This window comes from Rhizobium albus, from assembly GCA_030160035.1.
GTDB classification, from domain to species: domain Bacteria; phylum Pseudomonadota; class Alphaproteobacteria; order Rhizobiales; family Rhizobiaceae; genus Georhizobium; species Georhizobium albus.
Genome location: BSNO01000001.1, coordinates 645,423 through 667,218, shown reverse-complemented (window position 1 = coordinate 667,218; position 21,796 = coordinate 645,423). Strand labels below are relative to the sequence as shown.

Annotated in this window: 16 protein-coding genes; 8 read left to right on the top strand and 8 right to left on the bottom strand. The window is 63.2% G+C overall.

The features are described 5' to 3' along the window. Positions 1-4 precede the first annotated feature (4 nt). From coxB to QQL76_RS03105, 7 genes are all read left to right on the top strand, one after another. Positions 5-712 (top strand): cytochrome c oxidase subunit II, encoded by a 708-nt coding sequence (gene coxB, locus QQL76_RS03135; RefSeq protein ID WP_499206338.1) that lies wholly within the window; start codon positions 5-7, stop codon positions 710-712. Then, a complete protein-coding gene (gene ctaD, locus QQL76_RS03130) occupies positions 709-3,246 on the top strand; it encodes a cytochrome c oxidase subunit I (RefSeq protein WP_499206337.1) in 2,538 nt (845 codons plus the stop codon). The genes coxB and ctaD overlap by 4 nt, the downstream gene beginning before the upstream one ends. Continuing rightward, the gene (locus QQL76_RS03125) at positions 3,243-3,599 is read left to right on the top strand and encodes a hypothetical protein (RefSeq protein WP_499206336.1); all 357 of its coding nucleotides are present in this window, start codon (positions 3,243-3,245) and stop codon (positions 3,597-3,599) included. The genes ctaD and QQL76_RS03125 overlap by 4 nt, the downstream gene beginning before the upstream one ends. A gap of 19 nt (positions 3,600-3,618) precedes the next feature. Further along, positions 3,619-4,938, top strand: coding sequence for a ferredoxin reductase family protein (locus QQL76_RS03120; protein ID WP_499206335.1), 1,320 nt, complete (start codon positions 3,619-3,621; stop codon positions 4,936-4,938). Positions 4,939-5,305: 367 nt separating this feature from the next. After that, on the top strand, positions 5,306-5,938 hold the full coding sequence (locus QQL76_RS03115) for a hypothetical protein (RefSeq protein WP_499206334.1): 633 nt from the start codon (positions 5,306-5,308) through the stop codon (positions 5,936-5,938). 8 nt (positions 5,939-5,946) lie between these two features. Further along, positions 5,947-6,633: a hypothetical protein gene (locus QQL76_RS03110; RefSeq protein ID WP_499206333.1), complete on the top strand. Its 687-nt coding sequence runs from the start codon at positions 5,947-5,949 to the stop codon at positions 6,631-6,633. A 55-nt stretch (positions 6,634-6,688) separates the two neighbouring features. Further along, positions 6,689-7,540 (top strand): Rossmann-fold NAD(P)-binding domain-containing protein, encoded by an 852-nt coding sequence (locus tag QQL76_RS03105; RefSeq protein ID WP_499206332.1) that lies wholly within the window; start codon positions 6,689-6,691, stop codon positions 7,538-7,540. 56 nt (positions 7,541-7,596) lie between these two features. On the opposite strand, the gene QQL76_RS03100 is transcribed toward QQL76_RS03105, so the two are convergent. From QQL76_RS03100 to gspD, 8 genes are all read right to left on the bottom strand, one after another. Beyond that, on the bottom strand, positions 7,597-9,039 hold the full coding sequence (locus QQL76_RS03100) for a PAS domain-containing HWE histidine kinase family protein (protein WP_499206331.1): 1,443 nt from the start codon (positions 9,037-9,039) through the stop codon (positions 7,597-7,599). Positions 9,040-9,153: 114 nt separating this feature from the next. Next, the gene (locus QQL76_RS03095; protein ID WP_499206330.1) at positions 9,154-12,627 is read right to left on the bottom strand and encodes an ATP-binding protein; all 3,474 of its coding nucleotides are present in this window, start codon (positions 12,625-12,627) and stop codon (positions 9,154-9,156) included. A 2-nt stretch (positions 12,628-12,629) separates the two neighbouring features. Then, a complete protein-coding gene (locus QQL76_RS03090; protein WP_499206329.1) occupies positions 12,630-13,871 on the bottom strand; it encodes a metallophosphoesterase family protein in 1,242 nt (413 codons plus the stop codon). A gap of 390 nt (positions 13,872-14,261) precedes the next feature. Further along, positions 14,262-14,621, bottom strand: a complete 360-nt coding sequence (locus tag QQL76_RS03085) for a hypothetical protein (protein WP_499206328.1) — start codon at positions 14,619-14,621, stop codon at positions 14,262-14,264. A 341-nt stretch (positions 14,622-14,962) separates the two neighbouring features. Then, on the bottom strand, positions 14,963-15,628 hold the full coding sequence (locus QQL76_RS03080) for a response regulator (RefSeq protein WP_126008826.1): 666 nt from the start codon (positions 15,626-15,628) through the stop codon (positions 14,963-14,965). Beyond that, entirely contained in the window at positions 15,625-16,995 is a 1,371-nt protein-coding gene (locus QQL76_RS03075) for a sensor histidine kinase (protein WP_499206327.1), read from the bottom strand. The genes QQL76_RS03080 and QQL76_RS03075 overlap by 4 nt, the downstream gene beginning before the upstream one ends. A 129-nt stretch (positions 16,996-17,124) precedes the next feature. Then, a complete protein-coding gene (locus tag QQL76_RS03070; RefSeq protein WP_499206326.1) occupies positions 17,125-17,724 on the bottom strand; it encodes an A24 family peptidase in 600 nt (199 codons plus the stop codon). A 4-nt stretch (positions 17,725-17,728) separates the two neighbouring features. Continuing rightward, positions 17,729-19,882, bottom strand: a complete 2,154-nt coding sequence (gspD, locus tag QQL76_RS03065; protein ID WP_499206325.1) for a type II secretion system protein D — start codon at positions 19,880-19,882, stop codon at positions 17,729-17,731. Positions 19,883-20,090: 208 nt separating this feature from the next. On the opposite strand from gspD, the gene QQL76_RS03060 reads away from it, so the two are divergent. After that, entirely contained in the window at positions 20,091-21,788 is a 1,698-nt protein-coding gene (locus QQL76_RS03060) for a GspE/PulE family protein (RefSeq protein WP_499206324.1), read from the top strand. The last annotated feature ends 8 nt before the right edge of the window (positions 21,789-21,796 follow it).

Here is a 21,796-nt window from a genome sequence, read left to right as displayed (position 1 = left end):
TACCTTGCCGGCCCGCAACTCATGGATCAAGGCAACGTTCCTCACAGCCGGTGGCGCCGCGCTTGCCGGCTGTGCAGGTCCGCTGTCCACGCTTGACCCGGCAGGGCCATCGGCGGGTGCCATTGCAAATCTCTTCTACGTCATGTTCGCCGGCTCGGTCATCCTGTTTGTCCTGACGATCGGCCTGCTTCTGGCGACACTCCTCAAGCCGGGCTTCGGCAAGAGCCTCTCGCCGCGTCGCTGGATCGTGTGGGGCGGGCTCGCCATGCCGGTCGTCGTGTTGACCGCTCTCGTTATCTTCGCCCTCGCAATGGGCGAAAGGCTCATCGCCAGTCCGCTTGCCAGCGCGCCGGAGCGCGTCGAGGCGCGGGCGAGCCAGTGGGTCTGGACATTCTCATACCCCGATCGCGAAGGTGCCGCCGACACGATCTCCGTGTTGCATATCCCGGCCGGGGAGCCGGTCGATATCGTGATCACCGCTGAAGACGTGATCCATTCCTTCTGGGTGCCGCGCCTCGGCGGCAAGCTCGATGCCATCCCTGGGCATGAGAATGTTCTGCGCCTGCTGGCCGACCAGCCCGGCACCTACGGTGGCGTCTGCGCCGAGTTCTGCGGGGTCGGCCACGCCAATATGGACTTCGTCGTGCAAGCCCATGAACCAGAAGACTACGCCGCCACCGTGAGCGGCGCCGCAACGGAAGCATCGCAATGACGACGACGCCCGAGCCAGACAGCGACGCCATTCGCCTGCACCACGCGCTGGCGACAATCTGGGACACGAAACCAGGACTTGGGCGCCTGGCGGCCGTCAATCACACTGTCCTCGGCCGCCGCTTCATGATCGCCGCCTTCACCTTCTTCGCGATCGGCGGCGTGCTCTCGATGCTGATCCGTATCCAGCTTGCGACCGCCGAAAGCGCTTTCCTCGGACCGGATATCTACAATCAGGTCTTCACCATGCATGGCACGGTGATGATGTTTCTCTTCGCGATCCCGATGTTCGAGGGCTTCGCGATCTACCTGCTGCCGAAGCTTCTTGGCGCACGCGATCTTGCTTTCCCCAGGCTCACCGCATTCGGCTTCTATTGCTACATCTTCGGCGGTTCCATCCTGATCATCGCGCTGCTTTTCGGAGCGGCGCCCGACAGCGGCTGGTTCATGTACACGCCGCTCTCCTCCTCGACCTATACGCCGGGCATAAACGCCGATGTCTGGCTGCTCGGCATCACCTTCGTCGAGATCTCGGCCATGTCGGCCGCCGTTGAGATCACCGTTTCGATTCTCAAGCTGCGGGCGCCGGGCATGTCGCTTACCCGCATGCCGATCTTCGCCTGGTATCTGCTCGTCGTCGCTCTGATGATGTTGGTCGGCTTCCCGCCGATGATCCTCGCCTCGGTGCTTCTGGAACTGGAGCGGGCCTTCGACCTGCCCTTCTTCGACCCGCTGCGGGGAGGCGACTCGCTGCTTTGGCAGCACCTCTTCTGGCTTTTCGGTCATCCGGAAGTCTATATCATCTTCCTTCCCGCCGCCGGCGCCATCTCAACCATGCTGCCGGTGTTCGCCCAGACCCGGCTCGTCGGCTATGGCGCGATCGTGGTCGCTGCGATCGCGGTCGGCTTCCTGTCCTTCGGCCTGTGGGTCCACCACATGTTCACGGTCGGCATCCCCCACCTGGCGCTGGCCTTCTTCTCGGCCGCGAGCGCCCTCGTCGCCATTCCCACCGCCGTCCAGATCTTCGCCTGGCTCGCGACGCTGTCCCAAGGCCGGCCGCGCTTCGACGTGCCGATGCTCTACATGATCGGCTTCTTCGTCGTCTTCGTGATGGGCGGTTTGACCGGCGTGATGTTGGCGATGGTGCCCTTCGACTGGCAGGCGCACGACACCCACTTCGTCGTGGCACACCTCCATTACGTGCTCGTCGGCGGCTTCGTCTTCCCGATGCTCGCCGCGGCCTATTACTGGCTGCCGCACATCACCGGCAAATTCCCCGTGCACCATCTGTCCGTGCCGGCCTTCTGGCTGATCTTCGTCGGCTTCCACATCACCTTTTTCATGATGCACCTGACAGGTCTTCGGGGGATGCCGCGGCGTGTCCACTCCTATCCGGACGGGGTGGGCTGGGAGTGGCTGAACTTCCTGTCATCGGTCGGCGGCTTCATCATGACGATCGGCTTCGCCCTCGTCGTGGTCGACATCATCCTTCAGGTCCGCTTCGGCAAGGCACATGGTCGCGACCCCTGGAAGGCAGGGACGCTGGAATGGGCGACAGCGACGCCGCCTCCATCCTATGCGTTTGCGTCGCTGCCGCAGATCGACCGGCGCGCCGACGGACTGGAGCCGGCAAAGATCGGCCCGGAGCTCGCCGCTGGCAAAGGCTATCTCGGGTTCACGCGCAATGGCTGGATGGAGACGCTCGCCGTCGACATGACGACGGGAAAGCCCGACCACATCGTGCTTCTGCCGAACTCCACTTTCCTGCCGCTCTATACCGCGATCGCCACCGGCGCTTTCGTGCTCTGCCTGCTCTTCAAGCTCTACTGGATTTCGCTTGTCCCATTGGCCGGCGTCCTCGTTCTGCTGCTTGCCTGGACGGTACCATGCGGTTTCCGCGAAGATCACGGCCCTCTCCCCATCGGCAACGGTCTGGATCTTCCGATTCATTACGAGGTCGACCGTCCGCCCTCCTGGTGGGCGATGGTCTTTGCGCTCGTCGGCAACGGAACGCTCTACACCTCGCTGTTGTTCGGCGTGCTGTTCCTCTGGCTCGTCGCTCCCGGCTGGCCGCCGCCCGCCGTTGCGGAGCCGGGCCTCGTCCTGCCTCTTGCGGCCGTTCTGCTCGCAGCGGCAGCACCCCTTCTGGCCCGCAGTGGCATCGCCGCGGCGCAGAGATCCGGCTCGGCATTTATGCCCCATGTGCTGGCGGCCGCGGCGCAGCTCGGTGCCTGTCTGATCCTCGTCTGGCTGATGGCGACCGCTATCCCCGACCCGACGACCCACGCCTATCTGGCAGCGAGCTTCGTCGTGCTCGGCTACTGCGCATTGCATACCGGCCTCGGCGTAATCTTCGCCGGCTTCGGTGCATGGCGCCAGCACGCCGGCTATGTATCGGCCCGGCGGACACTCGACCTCAGGATCGGCAAGCTTTGGCATGACTACACCGCCCTCTCGGTGCTGGCTGGGGTCGGTCTCGTCCTCCTGCTGCCGCTTCTCATCGGCTTCAACATCCCGAGCGGAGAGCAGCCATGAAAAGCCCGGCGACTGAAACCGTTAGACGCTTTCCGATCCTGTGGCTGGTGGCCGGTTTCGGCCTGTGGTCGCTCACCTTCCTCACGCTCTACATGGTGCTGACGCTCGGCTGTGCCTTTAGCTGGCACATGACCGACCATGCGTTCGGCCTGTCGCTGCAGCGCATTGTGCTCGTCACTCTCGCCCTGCTGGCCTGTATCGCGAATATCGGAATGATCCGTCTCTATCGTCGATCGGAACTGCATGAACGCCGAGATACGATCGGCGTGGCGGCAGACAGGCTCAACATCGTGGCCCTGTTCTGCATCATCTTCACCTTCGGCCCGGTCGTGGCGCTAAGCCCGTGCCATTGACCGCTCAAGGGAGCCGCACATGAGCCGAACCGTGAGGCAAATTGCCTGGATTGCGGCCATTCCGGCGGTGCTGGCGCTGCCTTTTCTCGTCCTCCTTCGCGGTGAGCGGGTCGAGGGCAATGGCTTCCTGTTCGATCTATCGATGGGTTTCGGCTTCGGCGCGCTTGCCGTGGCCGGGCTGCAATTTGCGTTGACTGCCCGCTTCCGGCGGCTGTCGCACCCCTTCGGTGTCGACATCGTCTATGTCTTCCACCGCTACATGGCGATCGGCGCGCTCGGCCTGATGCTCGCCCATTTCGGCATTCTGTACTTCTGGTTCGAGGAAGTGCTGGGCGTTCTCAATCCTCTCGAGGCGCGCTGGGAACTGACAGCTGCTCGGCTCGCGCTGTTGTGCTTCGCCGGCCTTGTCGTCACATCCGAACTGCGCAAGTGGCTGAAGCTCGAATATGGCTGGTGGCGCTATCTGCACGTGGCTCTCGCGATCATCGGCTTCGGCGCGGCCATCGCCCACGTCCTCGGCGTCGGGCGGTTCACTGCCGATCCAAGCACGCGCTTTCTCTGGTTGGGCGTGACGATCGGCTGGCTGGCCATGCTGCTCTGGGTGCGCATCGGCAAGCCTTGGAACCAGAAGAGAAATCCCTGGATCGTTGTCGACAACATCGCCCATCACGGCGGCGTCCACCAACTCGTGCTGAGGCCGCAAGGTAAGCCGCTGAGCGGCCATAAACCGGGACAATTCGCCTGGCTGACGCTCGAGCGGTCGCCGTTTGGTCTCGGGGAACACCCCTTCACGATCTCCTCCCCGCCTGAGCATGGTCCCGATGTGACGCTGTCGATCAAGGCACTCGGCGACTTCACGGAACAGGCGGTGGAAGTCGAAAAAGGCGCCGTCGCCTATCTCGACGGTCCCTATGGCACGTTTTCCATCGACACTCACCCGGACGCTAAAGGCTTTATCATGATCGCGGGCGGCGTGGGCATCACGCCCATGATCTCCAACCTCCATGCGATGGATTCCAGACGCGACAAGCGGCCTGCCGTCCTGTTCTACTGCAACAAGGCCTGGGACGATGCCGCCTTTCGCGATGAACTCGCCGAGTTGTCCGGCCGGATCAATTTGAAGGTCGTTCACGTGCTAGAAGAGCCTCCCGAAGATAGGGACAGCGAAACCGGCCGCCTCTCGGCCGAGATCCTGAAACGCCATCTGCCTGCATCCAGCCGCGACTGGCCACACATGTTGTGCGGACCGAAGCCGCTGACCGACGCCGCACGTCAGGACCTCCTGAAGCTCGGAGTACCTTTCGGCACGATCACCAACGAAATCTTCGACATGGTCTGAGGGAGAACAGCGATGCGCCCCATTGTGGCCCTGTCACTCGCCATCGGCATCATCGCCGTCGTCGTCGCCTATGCGACGATCTTCTCGATCGTTCTGAATTAGCGGCTGGGAAGCAGCGAACCGCGGCTGGGCGGGACAAGGATGGGTGCCAATCCCGAGGCCAGGTAGGAAGCCGGAAAAACCAGCCTGTGTCCTATACCGCCGCGTCCGGCTGACGCAGCCGCGGTTCGCTGGACGTGAAACCGGCGCCACCGAGCGAAGTTCCACCACGGCCGAATTTTTCCGGCGTCGCAATCGAGGAACAATTTTCTTCAGGAGCGGTTCAGATCCCAAAGGCGCGGCCCACCGCACGTGAAAGGATCAGCCAATGGCAACCTATCCCCACCATACCGACATCGACACCCGCGATCACCCATCGGAGAAGCATACGCCCATCCGCGACGCGCTCGACGCCGAGATGCACGATGCGCGCGAGAAGCTTGCCGACGCCGGCGCGCGCACGCGATCAAAGGCGGCGTCCTTTAGCGAAAAGGTCCGGCTGAAGGCCATCGACGAGGCGGACCAGCGCAAGGATGCGCTTGCCGAAGGCCTGCACGATATCGCCAACCGCGTTCGAGGATCCGTGCGCGAGGACACGGCAGGCGCGGCATTGACCGGCAAGCTTGCCCGTGAAGCGGCCGATGGGCTTGATAATCTCTCTCGCTCCATCCAGGAACGCTCGATCGTCAACGCGGCCGACGATCTGCGCGATATTGGGCGCCGACACCCGCTCCTGTTCGTGGCGGGTGGACTGCTGGCCGGTTTGACCATCGCGCGCTTCTTGAAGGCGAGCAGCGAGCGGGCTGAGGAATATGAATACGAAGACGATGAGCTTGAGGCGTACGACGATGACGAGAGCCCCTATGTCGAAGACGATGCTGGCACGGGCATGAGCGGTTTCGAGCAGGAAACGGATGCCGCTCGCTCCACATCGGTGCTTGGCACCGACGATCGCGCCTGAGGTAACCCATGTCTGATATCCGGCAATCATCGGCCGAGCTCGCGCAGGAAGTCGAACTCAAACGCACCGAATTGAGCCTGAGGCTGGACGCTTTGCGCGACCAGTTCTCCGTCCGCAAGATCGTCGACGAGGCTGCCAATCGCACTGGCCTTGGCGACGACACCCTACCAGAAACACTCTCGCGTCAGCCACTGGCGCTCGCTGCTGTTGGTGCCGGTATCGGCTGGCTGATCTACAAAACGTCGGCCGGGCCAGCAGCGTCACCATCGCGATCACGGCCAAAAAGGATTCAACCCATGAACAATCCGAGAAACCTGCCAGTGACGTCGAAGCGGTCCACCTGGCGCGACACTGCCATCGGCCGCACATTCGACAATGACCCGCTGATCATCGGCCTTGGCGCAGTCCTTGCCGGCATCGCGATCGGCGCGGCTCTGCCATCGACACGGCGCGAGGACGAGTTGCTCGGCGAGCTGCACGACGATGCGGTCGAGGGTGTCAGGAAGCGCGCTCGCAAAGCCCGCCATGACGCCGCCGATGCGGTCAAGGACACGCTGCGGACGGCCCGTGAGGCGATGCAGGACGAGGGGCTTGCTCCTGCGTCCGCCCATGGTGGACCCACGGTCGCAGAAAAGGTCGAAACGGTCGCGGAGAAGACCGGTGCCGCCATTGAGCGTAAGGCTGGCCTGCGCTGAAAGGAACTTCATCGTCTCGCTGCTGTTGGGTGAAGGAACCCCAAGGATCTCGACGATGACCAAGGCACCAGAACGCCAGGAACAAGACCACCAGCCGGGCTCGGAGGCAGCAATGCGTCCCGAGCCCGATTTCATGCCACGCTATCCGGGCTCCGGCCGGCTCAGCGGCAAATCTGCGATCATCACTGGCGGCGATTCCGGTATCGGCCGCGCCACGGCAATTCTCTTCGCGCGCGAAGGCGCGAAGGTTGCCATCCTGTACAAGGATGAAGAAGAGACGGCCGATGCCGAGGAGACGATGCGGCTCGTTCGGGAAGAAGGGGCGCAGTGCTTCGCCAAGATGGGCGACATCGGGCTGAGCGGCGTTGCCGAAGCATTCGTTGCCCAAGCGGTGGAGGAGTTCGGCGGCATCGATATCGTCGTCAACAATGCCGCCGAGCAGCACTACCAGGAAGAACTCACCGACATTTCCGAAGAACAGATGGAGCGCACGTTCCGCACCAATGTGTTCGGTGCGTTCCACATCACCAAGCACGCGCTGCCCTACCTGAAGGAAGGCTCGTCGATCATCTGCACCACATCGATCACCGCCTATCGGGGCCAGCCGGTGCTTCTGGATTACTCCTCCACGAAAGGTGCGCTGCTGGCGTTTATCCGTGCACTGTCGGCCAATCTTGCGGAAAAAGGCATTCGCGTGAACGGCGTTGCGCCGGGCCCGATCTGGACGCCGCTCATCCCGGCTTCATTTCCTGCCGACAAGGTCGAGGAGTTCGGCAAGAGCACACCGCTGAAACGGCCAGGCCAGCCGAACGAAGTGGCGCCGTCGCTGCTGTTCCTTGCCTGCGAAGATGCGTCGTACATCACGGGACAGGTGCTCCATCCCAATGGCGGGACGCCTGTCAGCTAGCGTTTCCATGTAAAGGGGTACGGTCCACCGTCCGGAAACGCGACAATACGATTACCTTAAAGCCTCTGAGCCCCAAGATTGGACCATGGGCTCGTCTCGTCGAGGTCGATTTCTGCGACTTCGACTTGGCGGGCGGGGGCATTCAATGACCATCGAGCCTGCTCGGCATCGATCTCGATGAGCCCCTTCCCGCCTACGGCCGACGGTGCAATGCGTTCGAGAACGGCCATGCCGAGCCCCGATCGCTTTTCCGTAGGCTCTGTCGATCGGCCCTGAAACTCTTCCTGCCAGTCGAGCAGGAAGCGCAGTCCGTTTTGACTCTCGGCTATGGACCAACTGATCAGGATTTTGCCCGTATCCTGCTTGAGGACACCGTACCGTGCCGAATTCGTGGCAAGCTCGTGAAACGCCATGCCGAGATATTGGACGGCCATCGGCCGCAACAGAATGCGCGGTCCTGACAGCTCGATTCTCTCCTCCAGACCGAACGGCAGCACATGCGCCCGCACCAGCTCACTCAGCGTCGTGCCGCGCCAATCGCCCTGCACCAAGAGATCGTGCGAGCGCGATAAGGCCAGGATCCGATCCTGAACCTGATTTTCGAAATCTCCGGCATCGCCGCTGCGCCGATGCGTTTCTCGAACCATCGAAAGGATGACGGCGAACTGGTTCTTCACGCGGTGATTGACTTCGCCCATCAGGGAGCGAATGCGCCCTTCACGCTCGAGCTGCCCGGAAATGTCACGCGCGATCTTCGAAACGCCGATGATCTGGCCATGCCGGGAACGGATCGGCGAAATCGTCAGCGAAACGGCAATCAGTCGCCCGTCCTTGTGGCGTCTGCGGGTCTCGAAGTGCTCCACCTTTTCACCGGCACGAATACGCGCGAGGATCAGATCTTCCTCTCCGGCCCTGTCCGGCGGGATCAGCATACGGATCGACCGACCGATCGCCTCACTCGGCGCGTAGCCGAAAAGCTGCATCGCGCCATCATTCCAGCTGGTGATGACGCCGTTCAAATCCTTACTCACGATCGCATCGGCCGATGACGCAACGAGAGCCGATAGTCGCGATTCCGCGGCCTGGGCCGATTTGTGCGTTGTGATGTCGACGAGCGTATTGATCGCGCCCTCGACCTCTCCATCCATACCGCGCAGAAGCTTCGGATGGGCAAGAAAGGCGACGCGGCTTCCATCGGCACGCACCGCCCAAAGCTCCACAGGCTCCATATCCTGCTTTTCCGTCAGCGCCCTGGCGATCGGGCACTCCTCAGTTGGAATGGGCACGCCCAAATCGTCGAAGAAGGTTTCCCAAACGCACCAGCGCGTCTCGTTCAACGTCGGAGCCCGGCCCCAAAGCTTCTCGGCAGCGTCATTATACGACGTGATGAAACCTGCGCTGTCTGTGGTGTACACAGCAACGGGCATGGCATTCATCAATTCTGCACTGGTCAGGCCCCAATGGGCGCCCGTCAGTACGGCATGCTCAGCAGGCGGCATTGCTTCTACTTCCGCGATCTCGGCGATCACCTCATCTGGACCGGTTATAGTCACCTCACATTAACATAGGACCAGCATCGCTTCGCCGAACCCCTTAGATTAAGGGGGGTGCCATTAAAGTTCCACGACGTCGAGCGCAGAACCAAGAGCAGCCCTCGCAAGTTCCACGACGTGTCCGTGATGCGTGAAAACGATTGGTTGAATCCGTTCGGAAGTTTCCCCGAGGACCTTCAGTGCAGCAAGCGTGCGCTCATCGTCGAAGGTCTGAAAGATATCGTCCGCAATGAAAGGCGCCGGTTCGTTCCTCTCCGCATAATCCTCTAGATAGGAAAGCCTGAGCGCCAAATAAAGCTGGTCGCGTGTCCCGTCGCTCATTCCGGAAGCGCCGACGAAATCGGCATTGCTCCGCACAGCAACGACCGTCGGCCGGTCGTTCTCGTCGAACTGCTGACGAAGGCCATCGAACCGGCCTTCGGTGATGGCTGAGAATAACGCGCCCGCCCTTTGCAGCATCGGGTTGCTCTGCGCCGCCCGCTGCCGTTCCATCGCCGCACCGAGAAGCAGCGATCCGAATTTCAGCACGGCCCATTGGCGCGCGACCTGAACGAGCTCGGCTTCGGCGGCCTTCCGCTCGAAAGCTGCGAGTTCGGCTCCCTTGGCGCCCATCATTCCTTCGCGCCGCGCCTTTTCGGCGGCAAGCTGGGCGAAGAGTTCGTCGACCTCACCGTCGAGCCGATGGATGTCCTCCGAAAGCTGCGCAAGGTCCGGCAAGGCGGCATCCCGATCTGCTTCCTGAATGGCCGCGCGGATCGAGGTCTCGTCTTCTCCCGCAGCCACTTCGCCGAGCCGACTACGGCACCGCGAAAGGCTGACCCGGAGGCCATCGCGTTCGATGAGCCGGCCGGCAATAGCATCCGCATCCGGCGCTTGGCCAAACCCGGCAACCAGGGCAGCGAGACGCTCCTCGGCATCGACGCGCGCTGCATTCGCCTCCGTAAGCCCCTCCTCGGCCTCCGAGATATCCTGTCGCGCCTGACGATCCATGGTGTCGGCCGTTCGTGCCGCCTGGGCCCGGTTGTGAAAGACGCGGATCGCCTCGGCCGGCGGAAAGCCCGACATGGATGCATCCAGCTTCGCAACGAGCGCTTCGACGCTTTCGCGAAATCCGCGAATGTCGCGTTCGATGCCCGCGACGCGTCGCGCGCGGTTGTCCTCTTCGCGCCGCAGGTCGGGCACCTTCTTCCACAGAGCAAGCGCAGCTTCGGTTTCGGCCGGCGTGCCCGGCTCGAACAACCCGAGACGGGCGGTTTCTGCCTGGAGCGCGGCAAGCGCCTCCTGCGCTGACCGATCTGCCGCGGCGCGCCGTTCGCGAAGATCCTCAACCCTGCGCGCCGTGTCCCGTTTGCGCGCTGCCAGATCCCGGCTCGCATCCCACGCTTCGCCCAGTTGCCGCAGCCGTTCGCGCAAACCCCGATCAAGTGCACGCAAGGGGAGGCTCTCGCTTCCCTCAAGCCGAATGCCGCGGGCGATCAGCTCCAACGGATCGCGCAGTCGCTGCGCGGTCTGCCTGAGGCTCGCCAAACGGTCTTCTTCTTCGAGAAGAGCTTGCCGGGCAGCCAGGAGCGCAGCGAGCGCACGGCTCCAGACGATCATCTCGTCCGGAGAACCGGCAGCCAGCCCGAGTGAAGCGAACGGTTGGGCGAACTCGGCCCGCGCCTTCGCCTGCGCGGCCTCATTGGCATCGAGGTCTTTCAGAAGGGCCGCATGGCTGCGCAGCAGATCTTCCCGGCGACGGGACTTCGCCGCCGCCTCGGCCAGCCGGTCCGATTGCTCCAGTGCGGCGTCGGCAAGCGCATCGGCTGCCGTTACGGCAGAACGATAGCGCCCGATCGAGACTGCGGCGATGGCTGGTTCGATCGGCGGTGCCTCGCCCGTCAACGAAGCGGCGATCTCTCTGAACAGACCATCGCGATCCGAACGCGCCTGATGGATCGCAGCCGGGCTTGCTGTAACGCCTCGATGCGCCTCGGCGCGTGCCTCAGCTTCGAGCGCGTCGATTTCGACACGCTCGCGATCGATACGGTCTTGCAACACGCGCGCGCCCTGCTGCAGATCGCGCATGCGATCGCGCTGAGCCGCAAGCGTCGTCTCTTCAGGCAGGCTGGTCTTCGCCAGCGCATCGAGATCCTTGACCGGCGGAACGAGCCTGCTCACCGCCTCCGCGATCCGGCGCCGCTCCGTCTCGAGCTTGACCGTCCGGCTATCCACATCGCCCAGTAACTCGATGTCGGGGCGCAGAGGCTCCAGCCGGTCGAGCCAGGGGCGCGGATCGATAGCGGCAACCTCAGTTGCCTGCGCTTCGAGCGTGCTGGCCTGCACCATTTCCGCCGCCAATCGCTCATCCAGCAGGGCAACACGCTCCGCCGCCTGCCGCGCGGCCGCGGCACGTTCGGCAAGGCCAGCGATTGCCATATCGGTCGGTTGAAGTCGGTCGAGATCGCTGCGCACCAGCCCCAGACGATGGGCAAGATCCTCCAGCAGGCGACTGAAATCGTCGCGTTCGCCCGTGACCCGCGGCAGATCCCGGAGATCCTTGAGGTGGGATGCCGACTGCGACAACAACTCGGCAATCGCATCCCCGTGGTCGAGATAGACAACGTCGATCGCGATATCCGCACGCTTGGCCTCCGCCCGTTCCCGCGCCTTTTCCGCAGCCGCGACCCGTTCGTTCGCTTGGCGCAGCGTCGCAAGGGCCGCCGAAATCGCCGATCCCTGCCCTTCCGGGACATGGTCGAGATCCGCAAAAGCGCGCAGTTGCTCCCTCTCGCGGTCGATCTCGGCAAGGATCGGCCGCAACTGGTTCAGCCGAACCAGGCCCTGCTCGCGCCGTCGAAGCTCTGTCCGCTCGGCCACCTTGGCCGCGTGACGCTCCGACAGATCGTCGATGGCGTCATTCACGGATTTCCAATCGCCGGCACGCAATTCGTGGTCGCGTTCCAGGCGCCGCGCCTCCTCGTGGCGGGCGAGCACCTGGTAGAAGGCCTTCCCGGCGGCAGCCCTTGGCGTGAAAAGCGCGTTCGCCTCCTCATCCATCGCCGTCTTGACCTGACGCAGGCCAAGAATTCCGGCTGACGCTGCAAAAAGCAGGTCGCCCGCCTCACCGTCGGCGTCGAGCATCGCCCGCGACCCCAGGCGCAACCGTTCGGAATCAAGCCCGAAGGCCCGTTCGAAAACCGGGCGGGACAAACCTCCGAGGAACGGCGCAAGCGCGTCGTCCTTGAGTGGCGTCTCCGCCTCGTCGTCTGCGAGAAGCGTATCCTTTTTCCCGCGGCGGCGCCGGAAGGACAATTCATCGCCCGAGCGCGCCCTGATCGTCGCCGCTAGCCTCAGCGTCTGCGCATTGTGCAGGAACGCGTAGTGAGCATGGTGAGGAAAACCGAAAAACAGGTCCGAAAGCGACGATAGGGCCGAGCTCTTGCCGGCCTCGTTCTGCCCATAGACGAGATGGAGGCGCGCATCGGGCCGAAATTCGAGAACCCGATCGGTCAGGGCACCGTAACGCAGCAAATGGAGGCGCAACAGCCGCACGGTCAGTCGCTCCCGCTGCGCGCGAGCAGCACGTCGCGCGCTTCGGCCAGAAGCTCGTCGACAGTCGCGCCAAGCGGAGCTTCGCCCGAGCCGGACGCCGCAGGCAGCTTCGCCAGAATGTCCCGCAACGCGGCCTCCGCCGCATCGACGAGGGCCGGATCGTGAACGAGTTCGGCGAGCAGCGGCTGCAGATCGACGCGTGCATCGCCTTCATCCACCGCGACTGGTCGTTCGATTGGGCCGACCCGGAGATCGAGCTTCTCCAGCCAGATGTCGGGATCGATGCGATGGCACGCTGCCTGGATCTCGTCGACCAGTTCGGCGCGGCCCATCAGGACCTGCGGGCGAAGCGCACTGGCACCGGTGAGCGTCACACGAAGCGCCGTCAGCCGCCCGGCGACGTCGTCACAGCTCGAAGCGAGCGCATCTTCGACAAGTCGCAGCAGCGCCGGCACGGTCTCTGCTTGCGAGACATCGACACGCACCTGCTGCCAGCGGGCCTGATCCACGACGAGCCGGTCGATCGACGCAACGCGGCCGTCCTCGACGCTGACGAGGACCGCGCCCTTCTCGCCGCTCTCGCGGATGTTTCGGCCCTGGAGATTGCCGGGGAAGACGATCGGCGGATCGTTGGCGACGATTTCATGGTCGTGCACATGGCCGAGCGCCCAGTAATCATAGCCGCGCGCCTTCAGATCATCGACGGAGCAAGGGGCGTAGTTGGCATGCGGCGGCCTGCCGGTGAGCGACGTGTGGAGCACGCCGATGTTGAAATGCCCGGTCACAGGCGCCGGATAGGCCCGCGCGAGATTGTCACTTGCCGCCCGCTCGGCAAAGCCCTGTCCGTGAAGCGAGACCTTCAGCCCGTCCAACGAGAAGCTGGAGGGTCTGCGGGTGTCGAATTGGCTGACCGACGCGGGCAGCGTGATGCTCTTCGTCACGACACTGTCCGCATCGTGATTGCCCTTCAGCAAAAAGACAGGAATGCCTGCCCGGTCGAGCCGCGCCACTTCGCGGTTGAAGAAAAGCCCGATCGAATTGTCGCGCCATTCTCCGTCATAGACATCACCCGCGACGATGAAGAACGCCACCTCCTCCTCGATCGCACGGCGAACCAGCTCGGAGAAGGCGTCGCGCGTCGCCGCTGCAAAGCGCTCTGCGATGACACGGTCCTTGATCGCAAGTCCGTCAAAGGGACTGCCCAGGTGCAGATCGGCGGCATGGATGAATCGAAAGCGGCTCAAGATGTCCTCAGCGGGCTGATGGCTTCAGACCCGACGCAATGGCAGAAACACTGGACATTAGAACCAAACCCAACCGCAAGCGACCTTTGCCGGTCCATCAGACCGCCCATCCACAGGCAGTTTGGCGGAAATGGGCGCGTTTGAGCCCATCACGGCTTCGCCATGTCCTGATGTGCAGGTCCGAAACCATTCAGCCCATGGTCCGAACCCGCGACCGACCCAGGGGCCGCAGCCTCGCGCATCGGTCCGGGCCGGATTTTCGGCGGTTATGAAAGCAACTACGAATACACGTGGCGGATATCCAAGGAGCATTCGATGACATTGGCAAAACTCAATCGAACACTGTTGGCGATGGCGGTCGTATCAGCCGGAATGGCGCTGACCGGCGGCCTAGTTAAGGACAGCGATGGGGGGATGCGTTTGGAGCTCAAGTTCGGCCAGTCCTTTGCGAAGGATGGCGACAGCTCCGGTCGCGGCGGCGGCGATAGCGATGGCGGTGACCATGGTGGTGGTGACCATGGCGGTGGCGATCGTGGAGGCGATGACCGTGGCGGCGATGACCGTGGTGGTGGTGACCGAGGCGGCGATGACCGTGGTGGCGATGACCGTGGCGGCGATGACCGTGGCGGCGATGATCGGGGCGGCGACGACCACGATCGTGGTGACCGGGCCGACGATCGCGGCCGAGACAGGGATCGCGACGACGACAGGCGACATGGCCGGCACGACGATGACGACGACGATCACCACGGAAGACACGGCCGCGATAGCAGGCCGTCCAACCTGGCGGAATTCTTCTCGCCGGATCGCGAACGCGGCTCGGTCGCGAAAGCAGAAAGCGAGGGCACTGCCCTTGAAGTAACCTACAGCGACGGCTGGAAAGAAGAAGTCGAAAACGGCCGTTATGAACTGAAGGATCCAACCAACCAGACTGTCGTCGAGAGAGCGGCGACACAGTCTGACATCGATCGGCTGAACTCCGCCTTCTAGCCCCCGCCCCCAAGGGGTTCAGCGATCCGGCAGCGGCTTCGGCCGCTGCCGGTTTTCTTTTGTTCGAGATTTTCAGACCGGAAGCGCGATCGGAAGGACGCTTACGCGCTGTCGCCCGGGCGCATGCCGAGCTGCTCGCGGGCGACGACGGCGGCCTCCACGCGGTTGCGCACGTTCAGCTTCTGCAAAATGCCGGTCATGTAATGCTTGACCGTCTTTTCCTGCAGATCGAGATGGCGCCCGATCTCCTTGTTGGAGCATCCGAGCGAGACGAGCCGGAGAATGCCCTCCTCCCGTTCCGTCAGCATGCTGGCGCGCGTGCCCTCGCCATTGCGCTTCATCGTTAGCTTCATCGAAACCAGCAGTCCCGCCGCAAGCGACGGCGCGACGTAGGATTCGCCGGATGCCACCCGGTGAATGATCGAGACGAGTTCGCTGCCTTCCACGCCCTTCAGCACATAGCCTTTGACGCCCTGTTCCAAGGCATTGATAACGTCCGTGTCCTGTTCCGAGACCGTCAGCATCATCACCTTCGTGTCGGGCACGGCGTCCATCACCCGACCGGCGGCAGCGATGCCGCCACCGCGCATCGACACGTCGAGCAAGGCGACATCCGGCTTGTGCGCCATGCACAGCAGCACCGCATCGTCGGCCGATCCACCCTGGCCGACCACCTCCAGACCGTCATGCTCCTTCAGCGTGCGCACCACGCCATCGCGATAAAGGGGATGATCGTCGACCACCACGAGCCGTATGGCACTGTTCATGCCGCAATCCTTTCAACTTGGACGGACATTTCCAGCCGGCTGCCGGTCTGGGGAAATGTCTCGAAATGGAACCGGCCGCCCAATGCTTCCAACCGACCTTGAAGCCCCTCCAGTCCTAAGCTCTTGCGCTCGTTAGGAGGTCTGAGGTGATCCGGCCGATAGGGCCCGTTCGTCACGTTGAGATGCAGCACGCCGTGCTCCAGGTGGCAAAGCACCGATTGGTCGTTCCCGCCAGCGTGTCGGAAAGCATTGTTCAGGCCTTCCTGCACGAAGCGGTAGCAACAGATTTTCAGGTGAACCGGCAGGTCGAGATCGTCGTTGCAGACGCTGAGTTCCACCTTCGTGCCTGTTCGACGTTCGTGTGATCGAACGGCATCCCAGAGCAGCTCGGTCAGAGACTGGTTCTCGATCTGCGGCAGCGACAATCCATGGCAGATCGTGCGGATGTCGCTCATCGCTTCACCCAGCACCTGCTGCACGAGCCCCGCTTCGGAGCGGCGGCGCATTTCGTCGGCACTGTCGCGAAGGCTGCCGATCCGTAGCGAAGCGAGGCCAACGAGTTGCGCCGGTCCGTCGTGCAGATCGGCACTCACGCGCCGCAGATAGCGCTCGTTGAGTTCGGTCGACAGCGTGTAAGCCCGCTCGATCCGCTCCCTCAGCGTGGCGTTCTGATGCGACATCGCAGCAACGCGCTCGATTTCGTCTTGCAGCGCGGTCTTCTGCCGTTCGATCAGCCGATTGCCGCCATGCACGACACCGAACAGAAGAAGCCCCATGCCGCTCATCGTCGCGATGACGACGAGCCAGGATTGCCGGCGCGCCTGCGCCAGCATCGCCTCGAGCTTCGTTGCATCCTCGTAGAATTCGGCCACCGCCAGAACTTCGCCTGTCCAGCGGTCGCGGACGGGGCTGTAGATTTCGAGGAGCGGCACACCGAGCGCGGCGACGCGGGCACTTTCGTCGTCATGAAGTGAATCGCGGCTTGCCACGACCTCTCCAGCGATCGCCCGCCGCAATTCGTCGGACGGCGTGAAGTGCATGCCGATCATGTCGAAATCGTTGCTGTAGGCGACACGCCCATCAGGCTTCCAGATGCGCATGCCAACGACGCGATTGACGAGCGGAGCACTCTTCTGCAACTCGTCGAGCGCCCGAACGGGCCCGATAGAGAGAACGTTTTTGTCCTTCAGCTCCTGGGCGATGGGCGTCACCAACCCGTCGACAACCAGCGCGGTCGAAATCGCGACATTGGCGGTCACGCCACTGGAAATCCGGGCAACGACCCAGCTTCCGATAATCATCGTTCCTAAGATCAGAACGACCGCACCGGCCAAAGCAAAACGAAGCGAAAGTGACAAGCGTCCCATGGGCCCGCCAAGCATCGTTGATGCACTCCAGCAGCGGATCAAATTGCAAAAAGTCTACGATTGCGCAGCGCCTTGAACAACTGGACGAAAGTCAGCCTGATAAGCGACCAAGGGCCGAACCGACGATAATCAGCGGCTCAGAAACACCCCATCCAGAAAAGAACCGGCGGAAGAGGCGCTCCCCAGCCAGACCATGAACAGCGCCGGCGCCAGGAAGGCCGCGAACGGCAATCGCCGCTGCCTGCCCCATCCAGAGCGGGTCACGCTTATGAGACCGAAGACGATCAAGGCCGTGAGACTTGCCAGCAAGAGCATGAACGGAAAACCAGATAGGCCCGTCCATGCCGCGGCGGCACTACAGAATTTGACATCGCCGAGCCCGAGCCCGATGCGCCCGGTGATGCGCGCATGCAGTGCGCGCACCGCCAACAACGCCCCGCCGCAGATGACGCAGGCCAGAAGCGCGAGCATGAGCGTTTCGAAGACTTCCCCTTGCGACTGCAGGACCTGCCAGGTGCAACCACCGGCAAACAGAAGCGCATTGGCGCTATCGGCGACGCGCAGGTGGCGCACATCCTCGACAGCAATCGCGAGGCAGAGAGCGCCAAGCCACAGCGCGAACGGCCATGTCGGGTCGAAGTCTCCCTGTGACGTCAAGGCGATGGCAACCGTGAGCCCTGCTGCACCGGCACCAATCCCGATCAGCTCTGCCCTCGACATCATGGACATCGGTTCAGCGCTTGATGGAACGCGGCCCCAGTTCCCACATGCGCAACTGCAGCTCTTCCGCAACCGTCTGCGCATCCTTGCCATCGCGAATGACCGACGGGCGGATCAGGATTAGAAGCTCCGTGCGTTCGTTGGACCGGTTGGTGCTGCCGAAAAGATTGCCGATGCCGCGCATGCGTCGCAGACCCGGGATCCCGTCCTTGCCAGCTTCCGACTGATCGCGGATCAGACCACCAAGGAGCACGGTCTGTCCGTCCACCACCGCAACATTGCTCGAGATCGAGCGATTCGAGATGACGGGCGTCAGCGTTCCCGCATTCGAGGACACCGCGGAGATTTCCTGTTCGATCCGCATGGTCACGATGCCATCTTCGGAAATGCGGGGCCGGACGCGCATGATGATGCCCGTGTCGCGATACTCGACCTGGTTGCTAACCGGCGCATTCGCGTCTTCGACCGACGTGACGGTGCGCGTGACGATCGGAATCTGGTCACCCACCTGGAAGCGCGCTTCCTCATTCTCCATCACAACGAGTGACGGTGACGACAGCACCTGCACGTCGGTTACCGCATCGAGCGCATTGATGATGATGTCCGGACTGGACTCGCTGCCGACCACGAAATTGAAGCCCGGCAGTTCGCGCGCGATGTTGTCGGCGAGCGTGTTGAACAGCCCGATCGATCCGTTGTCGGTGCCGAGCCCCACATTCTGGCTCTTGACGAAATACTGGACGCCATAGCGCAGCTCGTCCGTCAGCCGGACCTCGGCCATGGTGATGTTGATCGCCACCTGCAATTGCGGAACGTCGATGCGCCCAAGCGCCGAGAGTGCCCTTTGGCGGGCATCGAGATCGCCGTAGATGATGATCGAATTGTTGGACGTATCGGGCTGAATGCGCGGGATGCCGCCACTGGCCGTCGGCGCATTGAAAATCTGCACCGGCTGCGAGGCCACCGTAAAAGCACCCGATACGGCATTGTCGCCACCGAAAGCCGCGTCGATCAACTGCTCTCCCTGGGTCAGAGGCTCACTTGCAGCCAGCGTCAAATCCTCCGCTGGTGCAAGCGAGGAGGCCGAGGGGCTCGCGCTTTGACCCTGGAAAAGCTGATTGAGGAGTTCGGCGACGACGGAAGCTTCGCGGTACTTCAACCGATACACGTGGACGCTTTCATCCAGATCGGCGTTCTCGCGGTCGAGCCGCTCGACCCAGGTCTGCGCGCGCTCGATCAGCGACCGGTTCTGGGAAACGGCGAGAACGGCTTGCAGTCGCGGCATTGGCATGAACTGGATAACGCTGGAGCCGCTGCCGCCGCCCTGCGCAGCGAAGATGCGCTCGAGCTCGGGAATGACGGCCTCGGGTTTTGCCGTGCGCATGGTCAGAATGCCGACGGACTGGTCCTGCATCCAGTCGACGTCGAAAGCGGTTGCCGTTTCGATCGCCGACCGCCGGTCGGCGGAACTGCCGAGCACGATCAGCAAGTTGCGTGTCGTCTCCACCCGCAGCGATCCGGGCCGCGCGCCAAAGCCGTTGATCAACTGGCTGAGCGTCTGCGGTGAGATGAACTGCAAGGGAATGATGCTGAGCCCATAGCCGGCGCCCGCCCTGGCATAATCGACACGCGAGGCCGTCGCAGATGTCGCCTCGATCACCTGATAGGTTTCGCCACTGCGCGTGAGCTCCGCGCCGTTGACGCGCAGCACGGCTTCCAGCAGCTCAAGCAGGCTCTCGCGACCGATCGGCCGCGCCGTCGACAAGGTCACGGTTCCCGAAACGCTGGGGTCGACCGTGTAGTTCACTTGCAAGGTCTGGCCGAGAACCGTGTCGATAAATTCCCGCAGGTCGGCATCTTCGAAATTGAGCTGCACGCCGCCATTGGTCGATGTCGGCGTCTGGCCGGTCACCGTGCCATCGATCCCTGGATTGCTTGCGCCGAAAATGCGAGAAGTGGCAATCTCCTGATTGCCCTGCGGGCCGCTGACACCATTGTTGCTGCCGCCGCTGCGCGGAGACCGTGCCGAGAAGTCCGGCCGGAAGACCTGGCTGAGGACCGAAGGCCGCTCGGCGTTGGCCCCGCCGTCGGAATTGGCGCAGCCGCCAACGATGGGCACCATGAGCAGGAAGACGGCCACAGCGCCGATACTACGCTTGTTAGGCAACGCCGTTCCTCCTGGCCCACCACCGGCCGCGCCGCGCATGTATTGCCGAAGCAAGCACCCCGAGCGTTGACCGTCCCCGAACAGAAAACGCGCTCTCGACTTTTCCGAAAACTGATTCGTAAGGCGAGTGCCGTAATGGTATTGTCAAAGCCTGCAATAAGCCATGGGCTCGATGCAGCTTCCCTCGGCAAGGCGTTAGAAAATCCACATGGATGCTTTCGTTACAGATGCTCAAATCAGGGATCCGGTGCCCTTTATCGCGTTCCTGCAAAAGAACGGATACCTGTCCGGCAACGAGCCTATTCTGGGAAACCTTCGCCAGGCTGGACGCACGTCTTACGGCGATCTGCACGACGCAGCCTTGATACCCGCGCCGCGCCTTGCGGATGCCATCGCCGCCTTCCACGGATTGCAGCGTGCCGATGACCAGTCGATCGCCTATGATCCGGATCTGCTGGAAGGCCTGTCGATCCGCTTCCTGCGCGGCAACTGGCTCTTTCCCTGCCGATTGAACGGCACCGTCGCCATTGCGACCGCCGACCCGACCCGCACCGAAGACATCGCTGTCCTTCAGCTTGCCATGGGCGAAGATGTGCCGTTGGTTGTCGCGTCCTTCGATGCGCTCGCTGCCCGTTTCGATGAGGCGACGTCCGAGCGCCGCCACGCTGGAACAGCCGCAGCGGTGGAACGTCCGGCGCCCATCGGCGAAGGCGAGATAGAGCGGCTGCAAGACCTCGCAAGCGATGCGCCGATCGTCACCGCGGTCGACGGGCTCGTGGAAGCGGCTCTGATCGCGGGTGCAACCGATATCCATGTCGAGATGGAGCAATCCGGCGCACGCATCCGCTTGCGCGTCGACGGTGTGCTGCGTCTGCATGAGCGCGTCTCGGAGGAAACCGCGCGCGGCATCATCTCGCGCGTGAAGATCCTGTCGGGTCTCAATATTGCCGAACGCCGCCTGCCACAGGATGGACGCGCCCGGATGCGCATCGGCACGCTTGAAACCGACATTCGCGTGGCCACGGCCCCTGCCCTTCACGGCGAAAGCCTCGTCATGCGACTTCTGGCGCGCGGAGCCCACGCGCTTGATCTCGCCCGGCTTGGCATGGCACCCGACGACCTCGCGCGCTTCAGCGCGCATCTCGAGCAACCGCATGGCATGATCGTGGTGACGGGTCCGACAGGCAGCGGCAAGACGACGACCCTGACGGCGGCGCTCGCCGCGCTGAACCGATCCGACCGCAAGATCATGACGGTCGAAGATCCGATCGAATACCAGATCCCCGGCATCAGCCAGACCCAGGTTCGGCCGGGCATCGCGCTGGATTTCGCCACGGCGCTGCGCGCTTTCCTGCGCCACGACCCGGATATTCTGATGGTCGGCGAGATGCGCGATGGCGAGACGGCGGCCGTCGGCATACAGGCCGCACTGACTGGCCATCTGCTGTTGACGACGCTGCACACCAACAGCGCCGCCGACGCCGTGACGCGACTGGTGGATCTCGGCGTCGAGCCGTTCCTGATCAACGCGACGCTCAGATGCGTCGTCGGCCAACGCCTCGTGAGGCAACTCTGCCCGCATTGCCGGACGGTCGACGAGAATGCCGGGCAAGCCCTCAAGCCCTTTGCCGACAGCGGACGTCTGACGACGAAGGGCGATGCAATCATCTACCGCGCCGAAGGCTGCAGCCAGTGCGCACAGACCGGCTACCGCGGACGGATCGGCATTTTCGAGGTACTCAGCATGGACGAGCCCCTGCGCGGCATGGTCCGAGCGGGTCGCTCCGCCGGCGACATCGAAGCCGCGGCCGTGTCGAGCGGGATGATCACCATGCTGCAGGATGGCTATGCCAAAGTGTGTGCCGGCCAGACGAGCGTCGACGAGCTGCTGAAAGCCACCATCTGAAGCACGGC